This window comes from Betaproteobacteria bacterium, from assembly GCA_009693245.1.
Lineage (GTDB): Bacteria > Pseudomonadota > Gammaproteobacteria > Burkholderiales > SHXO01 > SHXO01.
Map to the genome: position 1 here is coordinate 1 of SHXO01000008.1, position 15,004 is coordinate 15,004.

At 60.0% G+C, this 15,004-nt stretch carries 11 protein-coding genes and 2 pseudogenes; 5 read left to right on the top strand and 8 right to left on the bottom strand.

The features are described from left to right. The first annotated feature begins 342 nt into the window (after nt 1-342). Together EXR36_02235 and EXR36_02240 are read left to right on the top strand one after the other, a co-directional pair. Entirely contained in the window at nt 343-1,167 is an 825-nt protein-coding gene (locus EXR36_02235) for an NAD(P)-dependent oxidoreductase (protein ID MSQ58482.1), read from the top strand. After that, the gene (locus EXR36_02240; protein ID MSQ58483.1) at nt 1,164-1,961 is read left to right on the top strand and encodes an enoyl-CoA hydratase; all 798 of its coding nucleotides are present in this window, start codon (nt 1,164-1,166) and stop codon (nt 1,959-1,961) included. Before EXR36_02235 ends, EXR36_02240 begins: the two co-directional genes overlap by 4 nt. Here the strand turns inward: EXR36_02240 and EXR36_02245 are convergent. The 5 genes from EXR36_02245 to EXR36_02265 form a co-directional block, all read right to left on the bottom strand. Next, complete coding sequence (locus EXR36_02245; protein ID MSQ58484.1) at nt 1,958-2,785, bottom strand: hypothetical protein; 828 nt, start codon at nt 2,783-2,785, stop codon at nt 1,958-1,960. The genes EXR36_02240 and EXR36_02245 overlap by 4 nt on opposite strands. Nucleotides 2,786-2,794: 9 nt before the next feature. After that, nucleotides 2,795-4,006, bottom strand: a complete 1,212-nt coding sequence (locus EXR36_02250) for a DUF1501 domain-containing protein (GenBank protein MSQ58485.1) — start codon at nt 4,004-4,006, stop codon at nt 2,795-2,797. A 16-nt stretch (nt 4,007-4,022) separates the two neighbouring features. Further along, a complete protein-coding gene (locus EXR36_02255) occupies nt 4,023-5,999 on the bottom strand; it encodes a DUF1800 domain-containing protein (GenBank protein MSQ58486.1) in 1,977 nt (658 codons plus the stop codon). A 123-nt stretch (nt 6,000-6,122) separates the two neighbouring features. After that, complete coding sequence (locus tag EXR36_02260; protein MSQ58487.1) at nt 6,123-6,662, bottom strand: GGDEF domain-containing protein; 540 nt, start codon at nt 6,660-6,662, stop codon at nt 6,123-6,125. Beyond that, nucleotides 6,604-7,944 (bottom strand): ArgE/DapE family deacylase, encoded by a 1,341-nt coding sequence (locus EXR36_02265; GenBank protein MSQ58488.1) that lies wholly within the window; start codon nt 7,942-7,944, stop codon nt 6,604-6,606. Before EXR36_02265 ends, EXR36_02260 begins: the two co-directional genes overlap by 59 nt. Nucleotides 7,945-8,071: 127 nt before the next feature. On the opposite strand from EXR36_02265, the gene EXR36_02270 reads away from it, so the two are divergent. Then, the gene (locus EXR36_02270) at nt 8,072-9,322 is read left to right on the top strand and encodes a D-amino acid dehydrogenase (GenBank protein MSQ58489.1); all 1,251 of its coding nucleotides are present in this window, start codon (nt 8,072-8,074) and stop codon (nt 9,320-9,322) included. 77 nt (nt 9,323-9,399) lie between these two features. Here EXR36_02270 and mscL read toward each other — a convergent pair. From mscL to EXR36_02285, 3 genes and pseudogenes are all read right to left on the bottom strand, one after another. After that, a pseudogene (gene mscL, locus EXR36_02275) lies at nt 9,400-9,834 on the bottom strand (large conductance mechanosensitive channel protein MscL). Between the two features lie 65 nt (nt 9,835-9,899). Next, nucleotides 9,900-10,520, bottom strand: coding sequence for an NlpC/P60 family protein (locus EXR36_02280; protein MSQ58490.1), 621 nt, complete (start codon nt 10,518-10,520; stop codon nt 9,900-9,902). Next, nucleotides 10,505-12,160, bottom strand: a pseudogene (locus EXR36_02285) (long-chain fatty acid--CoA ligase). The gene EXR36_02280 and the pseudogene EXR36_02285 overlap by 16 nt, the downstream one beginning before the upstream one ends. Before the next feature lie 152 nt (nt 12,161-12,312). Between EXR36_02285 and EXR36_02290 the strand changes: the two are divergent. Then, nucleotides 12,313-13,527: a branched-chain amino acid ABC transporter substrate-binding protein gene (locus EXR36_02290; GenBank protein MSQ58491.1), complete on the top strand. Its 1,215-nt coding sequence runs from the start codon at nt 12,313-12,315 to the stop codon at nt 13,525-13,527. A 198-nt stretch (nt 13,528-13,725) separates the two neighbouring features. Next, nucleotides 13,726-14,970, top strand: a complete 1,245-nt coding sequence (locus tag EXR36_02295) for a branched-chain amino acid ABC transporter substrate-binding protein (protein MSQ58492.1) — start codon at nt 13,726-13,728, stop codon at nt 14,968-14,970. The last annotated feature ends 34 nt before the right edge of the window (nt 14,971-15,004 follow it).

Below are 15,004 nucleotides of genomic sequence, written 5' to 3' on the forward strand. Positions count from 1 at the left end.
CGCGCCCGCGAAGAACACATAGCGTAGCCATTCGCGATTGTCTCTGAGTACCAGTACTCTTTCATTTGCCATGGGGCGGCTTCCTCGGTCGCGCAGGCACGGGGCGGAATTTCCCCGGTGCACTCCTATCGGCGCATGGGGTATTCTCTTGATCACGACTGCGATGAGAAAAATTACCGGCGCTACGCGGCTATAAGTCATCTTCGGCGACCCGCGCCATAAGGCGGGGACCCCGGAGACTTTCAATGCCATTTGCGGTCGCAAAGGTGTCACGGGCCGCGACAGGGAGGAAGGGCAAGCGGGGCTGATCGCGGCGTTCTTAGGCTTGGAAAACATATACCGATGAAAACCTTATTGATGACTGGCGCCGCGGGCAGTGTAGGCACCATGCTAAGACCTGAATTGGCCGGAAAATACCGACTCAAACTTTCGGACTTGCACCCCATCAAACGGCTCGCCGAGGGAGAGAAATTCGTGCGTGCCGACATCGCGCGGCTCTCGGACATGGTGCGCGTGACCAAGGGGGTGGACGCCATCCTTCACCTCGGAGGATTTTCCGTGGAAGGCCCGTGGGAAGACATCCTGCGCGCGAACATTGTGGGGTGCTACAACTTGTTCGAGGCCGCCCGGCGCAACGGCGTGAAGCGCATCTTGTTCGCCACCAGCAATCATGCCGCCGGGTTTTACCGGCGCGATGAGATCATCGATCATCGCGTGTACCCGAAGCCCGATAGCCGCTACGGGGTATCCAAGGTGTTCGGCGAGCAGCTTGGCAGTTTGTATGCGGACAAGTACGGCATGGAAGTGTTCTGCATGCGTATCGGCAATGTGGCCACGAAGCCGGTGGACAAGCGCCGGTTGTCCATCTGGATCAGTCCGCGTGATCTCGCGCAGTTGGTGTGCATCGGCGTGGACCGGCCTGGCATGCACTTCGAGATCGTCTACGGCGTCTCGGGAAACGAGCGCAGTTGGTACGACAACTCCAATGCCACCCGCGTAGGCTACCGTCCCGCGGATGATAGCGAACCGCAAGCGGCCGAGGTGCTGGCGAGGGAGAAACCTGGCGACCCGGTGGCCGAACTTTACCAAGGCGGAACATTCGTCAAGGCCGAGACCGGGGGAGATCCCTCCCGGCCGGCTCCCAAATCGAAAGGACGCAAGAGATGAGTGCTACCCCGGTGCTGATGGAAAGCGTGGAGGAAGGCGTGGTGACGCTCACCATGAACCGGCCGGACCGCCGCAACGCGCTCAATCTCGAAATGACTCTCGCCATGAGGGAAGCTCTCACACGCGCCGCGGAGGACTCCAGCGTGCGCGCCGTGGTGTTGACCGGTGCTGGACAAGCCTTCTGTGCCGGCGGCGACGTTCAGGCCATGGCGCAGGGCCGGGGGCAAGAGGTATGCGCCGAGGAACGCGCGCGCGCATTGCGGATTCGCGCGGAATCATCGCGGTTGTTGTGCGAAATGCCCAAGCCCACTGTCGCGGTTATCGGCGGAGCCGCGGCCGGTGCGGGTTTAGCGCTCGCCCTGGCGTGCGATTTTCGCGTGGCCGTGAGCGGAGCCAAGATCACCACCGCCTTCGCGAAGGTGGGCCTCTCGGGAGATTTCGGTATCAGTTATTTTCTACCCAGGTTGGTGGGCGCGGCGCGAGCCAGGGAGTTGATGATGCTCTCGCCCGTGCTGGCGAGCGAGGAAGCCATGGCTCTGGGCTTGATCCACCGAGTCTACGGGGCCGGGGAGTTCAGCGTGCAGGCGCGTGCCTTCGTGACTACGCTCGCGCAAGGCCCCACTATTGCCCTGGGGCGCATGAAGCGCAATCTCAACGCTTCCAACGACCGAACGCTCTCCGGCTTTCTGGATAGCGAGTCCGCGATCCAAGTTTCTTGTTTCGGCACCGAGGATCACAAGGCCGCTGCCGCGGCCTTCGTGGAGAAGCGGACGCCGCGATTTCTCGGGCGCTAGCCCAAGGTGTTGAGTGTGCGCATCGCATTGATCGTCAGTAACACGCCCACCAAGACGATGACGAGCGAGGTACCCACCTGAATGCGAACCGCCCAGGCACCGCTTAACCAGTCGAGTACCTTCTGCCCAACCTTGGCCGCGATGATGCCGACGATGACCAAGGTGGCGGCGAAGCCCACGCTGAACACCACCACGGTGAGCAGGCCCAGCATCACTTTCCCTTGAGCCAGCGCGGAGAGCAGGATGGCCAGTGCCGCGGGGTCGGGGAGTAATCCGCCCGCGATACCCAGGACGATCAACACCCACAGGCTCATTTTTCTTCCGTCCACGGAAGGTAGCGCGTGCGAATGTTTGATGCCCCAGCCGTGGCTGTGCCAGCCCATCTCACCCTCGCCATGGGAGTGGGAATGCGGCTGATCGTGGGAATGTTCCGGGTGTCCGTGAGGATGTTCGTGACCGTGGGCAGGCAATGAAGGCATGGCGGTGCCGGCACCTTCTCCCTTGAGGGCGGGCCGCAAGAGTTCTCGCTGAGTCCACAAGGTCCATAGGCCTAATACGATGACTAGAGCCCCGGTGAATAAGGCCAGCCACGCCTCGATGCGCTGGGGAACGAAATGCGAAGAACCCATGGAGGCCAGCACACCCACCAGCACGATGCCGCTAGTGTGAGACAAGGTGACGAAGATGCCCAGGATGACGGCGTCCATGGGCTTGCCACGGGCGCCGACGATGTATGCCGCCGCGATGGTCTTGCCATGGCCGGGAGTGGCTGCATGGACGGCGCCTACCCAGAACGCGGAAGCGAGATAGACGAGGGTTTCGATAGGGTTTCCTTATCCGAACACAGGAAAGGGTTTGAACTTCCCGCCCAGCAATGCGCTGGAGTCTTTCACACCCAACCAACCCTCGATCATGGTGGCGTAGGTGCGGCGGAAATCCGCGGTGTGAATCAAGTTATCGTCTGGAGTGAGTTGCGTAAGGCTTACCGGTGTGCCGTAGTGCCCGCCCTTCACGGGTTTGCCCACGATGAACATGGGGCCCGCGGTTCCGTGGTCGGTGCCCAGGCTGGTGTTTTCCGGTACGCGGCGCCCGAACTCCGAGAAGGCCATCACCACCACGTCGTCCGCGCGGCCGATGCGTTCCAGATCGCGCATGAAGCCATACACGGCATCGGAAACATAGGTGAGCAGGCGTTGGTGGACATCGCCCTGGTGCACATGAGTATCGAAGGAATTATTGCGGTAGGCCACGTAGAACAATCGCGTGGGAAGCCCCGCATGGATCAGCGCCGCGACCTTGGGCAAATCCACCGGGACGATGCCGTAGTCCACGGGTGTTTTGTATTTGGACCAGGCATCGCGCACCAGCGCGGAAGCGTCGCGCGCGCCGCGCGCCACGTCGAGGAGATAGCGGTGGTTGGTGCTACTCGAAGCGGGCGTATCGCTCACCCTTTCGATTAATTCAAGCTCCTGGTAGAAGCTCTTGCGTTGAAACTTCGCAGGGTCGTCGAACACCACGGGCGTGTGAATCTGGCTGCGCACGGCGAGCGATTGCGAAGAATCCACGTTGATGAGGAAATTGCGCTCGCCGCCGGGTTCGAGGGTATCGGCGAGACGCCCGACCCAGCCGTACTCCTGCCCGCTGTTGGGCGCGGCCGTGTGCCAATAGGCCATGGAGGCGAAGTGCGAGAAGCTTGGGTTGTCGTAACCGCAGCCGTGCACGACGGCGAGCTTGCCGTCCTTGTACAAACTTTCGAAGCCGGCCATGCCGGGGCTAAAGCCGTAGCGGTCGTCGATCTTGCGCAGTTTGTTCGCCTTGAGGCCCACGGTGGGGCGCTGGCGGTAGTAGGCATCGTCGGTGTAAGGCACCACCGTGTTGAGGCCATCGTTACCGCCCGATAATTCGAGCACGACCAGGATGCGGTTGTCGTTGGCGTCTTTCATGGCCGCCTGCGCCGCTTGGCCGAATAACGCGGGCAATACGCCCGCCGTGTGAACGCACAAGCCGCCAAGGCCTGCCTTGAGTAACGCGCGTCGTGTTGGCATGTCGGTGCTCCTTATCCTAAGCCTGCGTAGCTGGAAACAAAATGGATGCGCTCGCTTCGGCAACATACGTGTTACGAACAAGGGGAGGTTCCCCTTGTTTATCCCCCGGAAGGAACAAGGGGACGGCCCCTTGTTGATCCCCGAAACCAGGCAGAAGTTGGGCGAAGTTTTTTCCAAATTTGTCATCGATTAACTCGTTAGCGCCTAGCTGGTACTCGGGGCTGCTCAGCATGAGGTGCAACATCATGCGCAGCCCATCTTCCATGTAGGTTTCCGCGGCGCTCAAAGAGCCGGTACCCAATTCCTTGTTGAGGAATTTCACCAGCGCGTCGCGCTCGCCCGCATCCAGGGAAACGCTCAAGAAGCGCTGCGCGAAATAATCCACGGCCTGCGCGGTGGTCTTCAAGCCGCGCGCCTTTACCATGGCGGCGAGATCCAAGTGCGCAACGTGGCGGGGAATGGGCTTTACTTTTTCGACTGCCTTTTGCCAGCCGCGGTAGCTGGCGTAGCGGGTATTGAAATCCTCGTCGCGGTCGGCCATCTTGTTGGACATGGCCATCATGTCGCCGCCGCCCATGTCCTTGCCTTCAGGAATCGTAGCCGTGCTGATGTCCATGCCTTGCGATATTTTCTCGTGCACGGCGCGAATTTCGCTGCCGGTAGGGTAGACCGGGTAGCGATCCGCCGGAATGTAGGTGATGTCCGGGAACATGATGTCGCGGATGTAGTTGGCGCGCTCCATCAGCAACCCTGGGGTGATCCAGCTACGACCATAGGCCCAGCCCGCGACCGTGGGCGGGCGTAGCAGATTCTGCCCGAGGGCCGTGGTGACTTCGTTGAAATCCGGAACGCCCGGTATTTCCCTTAGCCCCAATTTGCGATAAGTGGAAACCGCCAGTTCCACCGGGCTCTTGATACGCGTGCCCATGGCGGAGGCGCTGTAGAAGTCCTTCGACAGGAATATCGTTTCCAGCAGCGGTGCGATGTCGTAGCGGTTATCGCGCAGCACCGCGCCCAGTCTCTTGCGCATTTCGGGCGTGATCTCGTCGCTCACAAAGAAACGGTAAATCTTGCCGGCGAGAAACTCGGCCGTAACGGGCTGCTGCAAGATGATGTCGATGGCCTGCACACCGTCGAAGCGGCCGCGATGGCCCAGCAGCAATTTTTCGGCGTCGTCGTGCTGCTCACGGTTGACGACGAACCTGGTATCGGCGTAGTTCCAACCGGTGAAGGCGCGCGCCGCTTCGCGAATATCCTTCTCGCTGTAGTTGCCCACGCCCATGGTGAACAATTCCATGATCTCGCGCGCGAAGTTCTCGTTGGGCGCACCCTTGACGTTCACGCCGGCATCGAGATAGGACAGCATGGCGGGATCTTGCGCCACGCCGATGGCCAAGTCGCGGAAATTGCCCAATCCTTTGTTCTGAAACATCTGCAGCTGGATGAGCATTTTTCGGTAGTCGCGCACTTTCTCTTCGCTGGTGGCGAAGTGGCCGTGCCAGAACAGCGCCATTTTTTCTTCCAGGGGCCGTTGCGTGGCCACCATGCGGTTGGCCCACCAGTAAGCCACCCGGTTAGTCTCCAGGCGGCTGGCGCGCAGCCAGTAGAAGAATTTATTCACCACCGGTTGCAAGGGCCGGTTGCCGGCGGGCTTCACCTTCACGCCCAAGGCTTCGCCCTTTGCCTTGGCTTGGTCCGTGGTAGCGGGGCGGCTCACGGGGAAGGGTTCGATCCCTTCATCGTGAATGCCGGAATGATCGAAGGCGGGAAGATCGTTGGGGATATTCTTCGGGCGCACCAGCGCTGCCACCGCTTGCTTGGGTGTCATGGCGGCGAAGCGGGCGACTTCCTCTGGTGTGCCGCCGAACCCAGCGCGTTCGAGCAAGTGAGCGGCGCGATCCTCGCTCCAATCGCTGGCGGAAATGGCTTGCAGGTCACCGCTCCATTGGGCAGGACCGGGGCTCAGGCGCTGGCCGGCCGAGGCGGCTTGCATGCATAGGCTGGCGAACGCCAGGACAAGCAGTGGATTCGTGAATGCTTTGGACATTGGTTTTCCTTCTGAACCGAAGGCGAAAGGATACACGGCCAGAACGCTTGCGGCTGGAGGCCGGAAAATTTAGTGCGGCGGCTGGAGGGCGGGATTGAAGAACCGGAACCGGTTCTTGCCGCTTTCCTTGGCGAAGTACATGGCGGTGTCGGCGTTACGGATGAGAATCTCCGCGCTTTCTCCGTCGTTCGGGTAGATGCTGATGCCCGCTGTGAGTGTGACTCCGATGTCGTGATTTTCGATGCGGAAGGGCTGGCTCATGGCTGCGGTGATTTTGCGTGCGACCGCGCCCGCATCGGCACCTTCCTTGAGTTCGGGTAGCACGACGACGAATTCGTCGCCGCCCAGGCGGGAAACCGTATCGATCTCGCGCACGCAACTGCGCAAGCGCTCGCTCATGCCCTTGAGCAGCAAGTCGCCGGCGTGATGGCCATAGCGGGCATTGACTTGTTTGAAGCCATCGAAATCGAAGAACAGCATGCCCACGAGGCTCTTGTTGCGCTGGGCGGCGGCTACCGCTTGTTCAAGGCGGTCCACCAGCAACAACCGGTTAGGCAGCCCGGTGAGCGCGTCGGAGTAGGCGAGTTGGAATATGCGCGCCTCCCCGATTTACCCCGCACCAGCGAGCCATGAAAAGTGCCAGCACCGTGCATACGCGCCGCGTGCTTTCCAAGCACACCGACTCGTCGATGCCATGAATGTGAGTGGCCTCCGGGCCGTAGCAAGTGGCCGGGGTGGATCCGTACAGATTGAATACCCGGATGTCCGTGGTGCCTGACATGTCCATCCACCGCGGCGGCGTACCGCACACTTTTTCATGGCTGGCGCGCAGTACCTCTATGGACGGGTGGCCGGTATCCACTAGACAACCCTCCGATTGCAGGCCTGCGTAGGTCACGCGAACGATCACTTCAGCGAGCTTCGCATGTTCTTGCGCGGTTTGCCGCAGTGCGGACTCCACTGCTTGTTGGGCCTCCTTGACGCTCATGCCTGGATAAAAGCCGGCGCGAATGTCCATCACGCAGCGCGTGGCCACCGACGAGTGCCATTCGCCGCCGCGAATTTTTCCAAGATTGAAGTTGATGGGCCGCTCATGCTGTGCGAACGCCGGGTGCCGGTTCGCGGGCTCGTTCCATTGCGCCTCCAGGCGTTTGAGTCCCTGATAGAGGGCGAACGCGGCTTCGATAGCATTGATTCCACGCTGGGCTTGAAACACGTGAGCGGGCCGCCCCAGCACCTCCACGCTCAACCAGAGCACACCCACCTGGGCGCGCAGCACAGTTTCGTTGAAAGGTTCGGGAATGATGGCCGCATCCGCCCGGTAACCTTGCGCCAGACAGGCCAATGCTCCGTTACCCGTGCACTCCTCCTCCACCACGGATTGCAGATAGACAGGAGCGGCGGGTTCTAGCCCGAGCTGGCGAAGGCTTCGATAAGCCATGACGTAGGCGGCGATTCCTGCCTTCATGTCACCGGCTCCCCGGCCGTAGAGCCGCCCCTTGTCCACGCGGGGTTCGAAAGGCGGCGAGGCCCAGAGTTCTTCAGCGCCGACTGGCACCACGTCGATATGGCCGTTGAGGATGAGCGAGCGGCCTGACCTTTTGCCGGGTTCATGCACGCCAACGACATTGTCATGCCGGTGCCAGTGGCCCGTCACGGGCGCATATCCTGGCATACCCTCCAGTTTTTTTGGATCCACCGGGAAGCGGTCGGTTTTCAATCCGAGGCCTTGGAACAGGCCTTCCATGAAGTCCTGGGCGCTGGCCTCTTCTCCCATCAGGCTTGGAAACCTTACCAAGGTGGAGGTGAGCTCGCACAAGGCCTTCGCGTTGTCGTTCACCGCGGCGATGATTTCGGCTTCCAGATTCGGATCTACTTTGGCATCTAGCATGTTGCATTACCGGTACTAGTGGCTGGTAGATTAACTTGAAATGTTGCGATTGGCGAAGAGGCCGGGCATGATTCGCCCTCTTTCATGACCGGCGCATAAGAATGGGTTCAAAAAAGGAAGCAGAACAATGAAAGTGCTGGTCCTGGGGGCGGGCGTGGTGGGGACCACGAGCGCATGGTTCCTCTCCAAACTCGGGCACGAGGTGGTGGTGGTGGACAGGCAGCCGGTATCGGGGATGGAAACCAGTTTTGCCAATGCGGGGCAGATATCCGCGAGCCACGCGGAACCTTGGGCTAATCCAGGGGCGCCCATGACGATCCTGAAATGGCTGGGACGAGAAGACGCGCCCTTGCTGTTTAGGCTGCGTGCCGACGCCGCGCAATGGGGATGGGGGCTACGATTCTTGCGCGAATGCCTGCCAGGGCGAACGCATCGCAACACCTTGCAGCTCTTGTCCCTGGGTGTGTACAGCCGTGGCGTCCTCAAGGAGTTGCGCGAGGACTCAGGTATTCAGTACAACCACCTGGAGACGGGTATCTTGCATCTGCACAGCGAGCTCAAAGCCTTCGACAAGGCGGCCAGTCACGCACAGATGTACGCGAAGATGGGTTGCCGCATCGACGTGCTCGATGCCAAGCAATGCATCAAGACCGAGCCCGCGCTGGCCAAGTCCAAAATGACATTGGTGGGGGGAACGTACGCTCCGGATGACGAGTCCGGTGATGCCCATGCGTTTACCCGGGCCGTGGAGGAGTACGCCATCGCGCATGGCGTGCGCTTCCGGTTTGGTTCGACGATAGTTGGGTTCGAATTTTCGCCTTCCAAGATCCGCGGCGTTCGTGTGCGCGATTTGCAAGACCGAACCGAAACGCTTAAGGCCGACGCTTACTTGGTATGCCTCGGAAGCTATAGTCCCTTGTTGCTGCGCAACCTGGGCATTCACATCCCGGTGTTTCCGGTCAAGGGCTACTCGGTGACGATTCCCATAGAGAATCCCTACCATGCCCCCCAGGTGAGCGTTACCCACGAGATTTTCAAGATCGCGTGTTCTCGGTTGGGGTTGCGCCTGCGCGCGGCGGGCACCGCGGAATTAACGGGCTACGACACTTCCGTGACGGCTTCGCGCTGCGAGTCGCTCCTCAATCGCGTGAAAGACCTCTTCCCCGAGATGGGCGGATTCGGCCGGGCCCAGCGCTGGGCTGGCCTTCGTCCCGCCACGCCTAGCAACGTTCCCATTATCGGAAAGTCGAGTTACGATAACCTGTACATCAACACAGGCCATGGAACCCTTGGCTGGACGTTGGCCTGTGGGTCTGGGCAGGCCATCGCGCATATCGTTTCAGGAAAAAAACCCGAAGTTGACTTCGGGTTTTTGTAAGGTGAGATGTGAGACGTTAAGGGCGAAGCGTGAGACGTAAGGGCCGGTTCACGCTTCACCTCTCACGCTTCACGCATTCACGCCTTCCTCAGAGCATCCCGGATATCGCGAAGCAGCACTATGTCCACGGACGCCGGGGCGGGTGCCGCGGGCGGGGCGGCCGGCGCTTCTCGCTTGAGCCGGTTTACCTGTTTGATCATGAGGAAGATGACGAAGGCCAGGATGATGAAGTTGATGAGAATGGTAATGAAGTTGCCGTAAGCGAACACGGGCACGCCGGCCTTCTTCAAGGCATCGAGCGAGTTGGCGGTTCACGCGGGTGCTTCGGCCAAGGCGATGTACATGTTGGAAAAATCGATCTTCCCCACGATTCTTCCCACTACCGGCATGATCAGATCGTTGACGGCAGAATCGACGATCTTGCCAAAGGCCGCGCCTATGATGACCCCGACGGCGAGATCCATCACATTGCCCTTCATGGCGAATTCCTTGAACTCCGATGTGAAACTCATTCCGGTCTTCCTTATTGGTGTGGAGGCCGTATGCTAATTGAATAATCGCGGGACGGCACCCGCCCTCAGGGGGGTGCGGGGAGGCGCCGGGCGGATGCAAAATGCCTGGCCCAGTAGGGGAGGGTGAGGCTCTCGGCTCTGACAGCGCCTCCCGAGGATGGAGCGTGAACGAAGCGCTGGCCGCCCAGATAAATGGCGACATGGGAGTTGCGCTTGCCTTCCACATGGAAAAATAACAGGTCCCCCACGCGTAGTTCACTCGGTTCGATGGCGAAGCTGGCGCCTAGCAATCCCCGGGTATCTCTGGGAACGGCCAGGCCGAGTTTGCCGTAGCTAAATTGGACAAGGCCGCTACAGTCAAACCCGCGAGGGGTATTGCCGCCTCGTTTGTAAGGCCGGCCCAACATGGATATCGCGATTTCGGCGGCTCGCGCGGCGAAATCGGGCTCGGCATGAGGCATGGCCTCGGTGGCCGGCGCAGACTCCGTTTCCGCCTCGGGGGGCGGTGCCGGAGCACGTCGTTCCGGGGGCGGTGGCGTGGTGGATTGCGCCTCGGGAATTTCAATGGCGGGTGTGGCAGCTCGCGGCGCGGGGGCGGGCTCGGGTTCTGGAAGCGGCACGGTGATGCAGCCCGCCAGTATTGCCGGGGCAAGTGCGCCCAGGCGCGAAATTATTTTTCGTCCCATTCGCGTTCCTGGAGCAATCTCCATTGAATTTTTCCCGTGCCGGAACGTGGCAGCGCATCGAGGAATTCTATTTTGCGAGGAATCTTGTAGGCAGCCATGTTGTCGCGCGACCAAGCGATGATGCTTTCTTCGTCAAGTTTCGCTCCCTCCTTTAATACCACGTAGGCCTTCACGGTTTCTCCACGCCTACCGCCCGGTGCCGAGACCACGGTGGCTTCCTTGATACTCGGATGGTTGTATAAAGTGGCTTCCACCTCCGCGGGCCAGACCTTATAGCCCGCGGCATTGATCATGCGTTTGATACGGTCGGACATGTAGAAAAAACCGTCCGCATCGATGCGTCCTAAATCGCCGGTGCGCAAGAAACGCTTGCCGTCCAATTCAACCATCGCGGTTTGTGTTGCCTCGGGATTTTTCCAATAGCCCTTGAAGACCTGGGGGCCGCGCGAGAGAATTTCGCCCGGTTCGTTGGTGGCGGCTGGCAGCAAGGTTTGTGGATCCACCACGATGGATTCCGTATCGAAAGTGGGAATTCCCAGGCATTGCCGGCGCAAATCGCTTGGAGGATTCACATGAGTTTGGGAAATGGTTTCCGTCATCCCATAACCCTCCATATAGTGCACGCCGCAACGCTCGTGGAGTTGCCGCGCCACGGCTTCAGGCATGGCGAGCCCGCCCCCGAAAATGTTCCGCAAGGACGACAGGTCGCGGTTCGCGGTGTTTGGGTGCGCCAGTAAGTCCACCACCATGGTCGGGACGTTGGCCCAGTGAGTGCATCCGTAACGCGCGATCATCGTGCCCGCGATGCTGGCGTCCCAGCGCGGCAAGAGCGCGATGGTGGGGCCCGTGTAAATGGGCCCGTTCATGCTATGTTGCATGCCCGTGACGTGGAACATGGGCGCGGTGGCGAGCGAGACGGATTGCGATCCTACGCCTTCCCACAGGGCTCCGCCCACCGCCGTGGTGAGAACGGTTTGGTGCGTGTGCATGCATCCCTTGGGTCTTCCAGGGGTGCCTTAAGTGTAGAGAATGGCGCACAAGTCATCCGTCACGGCGCTGGCTGGCCGCCGTGTGATGTTTGCCGATAGGGCGTCCATCCAGGGGTAAACCCCCGCCGGAGTGTAGGAATGGTGTTTGTCCGCGAGGAATTCCGGAATGGGCAAGGAAGTTTGCTCGGTCAAATAATCCGAATAGGCCGCCAGGACGGCGTGGCCGAAGCGTGACCCCAGCAAAGGTTCGAATTGCGGCCACAGTTCGTCTCCGACGATGGCGGTGCGAGCGCCGCTGTCGTCAAAATAGTGATCCAGTTCGCCCGTGACGTTCATGGGACTCACGGGAACCACCACGGCGTCCGCTCTCAGAATCACGTAGTAGCCAATTAGAAATTGCGGCGAGTTTTGCAGAGCGAGAAGAACGCGGTCCGCGCGTTCCACCTTGCAGCGATGTTGAAGAAATCCGGCGAGGGCTTCCACTAGGCGGTGAAATTCCGCGTAGGTGATGCGCGGATCGTAGAAAATGATCGCGGTTTTGTCTGGATAGCGCCGCGCCGCTACCTCCAGGTTGTAGCAAAGCGTGGTCTTGGGAACGATGAGCGACATGGGAAACTGCTTGGGCCAAAGAGTATAGTCGCTGGGTTGCATGAGCGCGGAGCCGGTTTCGTGGATCAGAAGCAAGAGTAATGCATGCGGCGGCCAGCCATGCGACGAGCGAGAGTATTACTTGAGGAGCGCTGCCGCTGCCATGGCAATGATGAGTTCCAAGTTCAACCATGCGATGCAAAGGAGGGGCGATGATGCCGCCGATTAAGAAGTTCGCGCAGTTAAGCTGGATCATGGTGGCTCTGCTATCGGTAACGGGGCTGGTGCTCGCCGAAAAAAAATACGGCCCAGGTGTCACCGATAGCGATATCAAACTCGGCCAGACCATGCCCTACAGCGGAACGGCCTCGCCCTACGGGGTGATTGGCAAGACGCAACTTGCCTACTTCAAGATGCTCAACGAGCAAGGCGGCATCAACGGCCGCAAGGTGAATCTGATCAGCCTGGACGATGGATATTCCCCGCCGCGCACGGTGGAACAAGTGCGCAGGCTGGTGGAAGAGGAGCAGGTGCTGGCGTTGTTTCAGACCTTGGGCACACCCACGAACAGCGCCATCCACAAGTATGTCAACGCCAAGAAGGTGCCGCATCTCTTCGTCAGCAGCGGCGCGACGAAATGGGGGGATCCGAAGAATTTCCCCTGGACCATGGGCTTTAATCCCAGCTACCAGATCGAATCCAGGATCTACGCGAAATATATTTTGAAGCACAAGCCGGATGCGAAGATCGCCGTGCTCTACCAGAACGACGATTCGGGCAAGGACTATCTCAAGGGTTTCAGGGATGGTTTGGGTGCGAAGGCGAACATGATCGTGGCGGAAGCGAGCTACGAAGCCACCGACGCCACGGTGGACTCGCAGATCATCTCCCTCAAGGCCTCCGGTGCGAACGTCATGTTCACCCATGCCACGCCCAAGTTCGCAGCGCAATCCATTCGCAAGGTGGCCGACACCGGCTGGAAGCCGCTGCATTTTCTGGTCAACGTCGCGAGTTCCGTAGGTGCTACGCTGGTACCTGCGGGACTGGACAAGTCGGTAGGACTCATCACCGCGCTATATCTGAAGGATCCCACCGATACGTTGTGGGCCGCGGATCCTGGGATGAAGCGCTGGCGCGAGTTCATGTCGAAGTACATGGCGGGCGCGGATCAAACGGACTCGCTCTATGTGTGGGGTTACGGGGCTGCGCAGATCATGGCCCACGTGCTGAGAGCCTGTGGTGACGACTTGTCGAGAGAAAATCTGATGAAGCAAGCTACCAGCATCAAGGATGTCACGCTCGATGTAACCTTGCCGGGAATCAAGCTCAATACGGGCCCCGATGATTATTTCCTCATCGAACAACTCCAGCCGGCGCAATTCGACGGCAAGCGCTGGGTGCTGTTCTCCGAGGTGATGGGGCACGAGTAGTCGCTACGCTGTTTATCGATCTTTTCGTAATTCAGGATACATTCCTCCCTCACCCTCGGTCCCTCTCCCGGTTGGCGAGGGAAGCAAAAAAAGCCCTTCTCCCGCCGGGTGAAGGGTGGGGATGAGGGAAACGACCTGGAATGGAAGTTCTGCCTGTATTTTGGATGCCCAATAAGTTCAACGAATAGGGGAGATGCCATGCTTATGATACGAAAGATCCTGCTTGCAGTGATCGCCTTAACCTTGCTTGGACGCGAAAGCGTCCAAGCGGCGGAGCCGCTTCGCATTGCCACGATCCAACCCCTGTCCGGGCCCTTCGCGTTGCAAGGCGAGGAGATCGCCAGGCAACTCAAGGCCATGGCCGAGCGCTTCAACGCCAAGGGCGGGCTCTTCGATGGCCGCAAGATCGAGATTGTCGCCCTCGACGGCAAGGCGAACGCGCAGGACAGTTTGCTGGCGCTCAAGCAAGCCACCGACGCGAACATCCGTTACATACACTCGAACATATCGAGCGTGGTGCACGCGCTCTCCGATGGCATCGCCAAGTACAACGCGCGCAATCCGGAGCGCCGCGTCTTGCTCATCAATACCGACGGGCGCGATCCGGCGTTGAGCGAGGCGAAATGCAAATTCTGGCATTTCCGTCTTAACTACCACACCGATACCGAAGTTAATTTCTTGACTGACTATCTTGCGCGCGATCCCGCGGTACGCAAGGTCTACCTTATCAATCAAGACTATGCCTATGGACAGGCGATCCAGCGCGCCTCGCGCGAGCAACTGCCGCGTAAACGCCCTGACGTGCAGATCGTGGGAGAGGATTTCATTCCGCTCGGTAAAGTGAAGGATTTCGCGCCCTACGCCGCGAAAATTCGTGCCTCCGGGGCCGATAGCGTCCTCACGGGGAACTGGGGCAACGACATGTTCCTTCTGGTGCGAGCCGGGCACGATGCGGGGCTCGATGTACGTTACTACGTGCTGGTGGGAAACATCGCGGGGACCACCGCAGGCCTGGGCGCCGCCGGCGTAGGCAAAGTCTTCAGCCTGTTTCCCTGGCATGCCAACGCCGAATCCAATCCCTACGAAAGTTTCAACGAGGAATACAAGACGAGGTACAAGAGCACGTCGAATTTCGATTACATCCCGGCGCACCGGGCCATCACGGTGTTAGCCCAAGCGGTGGAGAAAGCACGCAGCGACGATCCCTTGAAAGTTGCCTACGCTCTGGAGGGCATGGCGTTCGAGGGGCAAGAGGGCAGAACATGGATCCGCCGGGAGGATCATCAGATGGTCACGCCGCTCTACCTCGCCCGTTTAACCAAGGCCGGCGAACCCGGCGTCAAGTACGATGTGGACAACACGGGCTTCGGTTGGAAGACCGTGTCGAAGGTCGAGGCCAAGGATGCCGTGCCACCGGTCAAGTGTGTCATGGAAAGGCCGTGATACGGTTTGGCCCGCCTGCGCGGCGCGTGGCTTT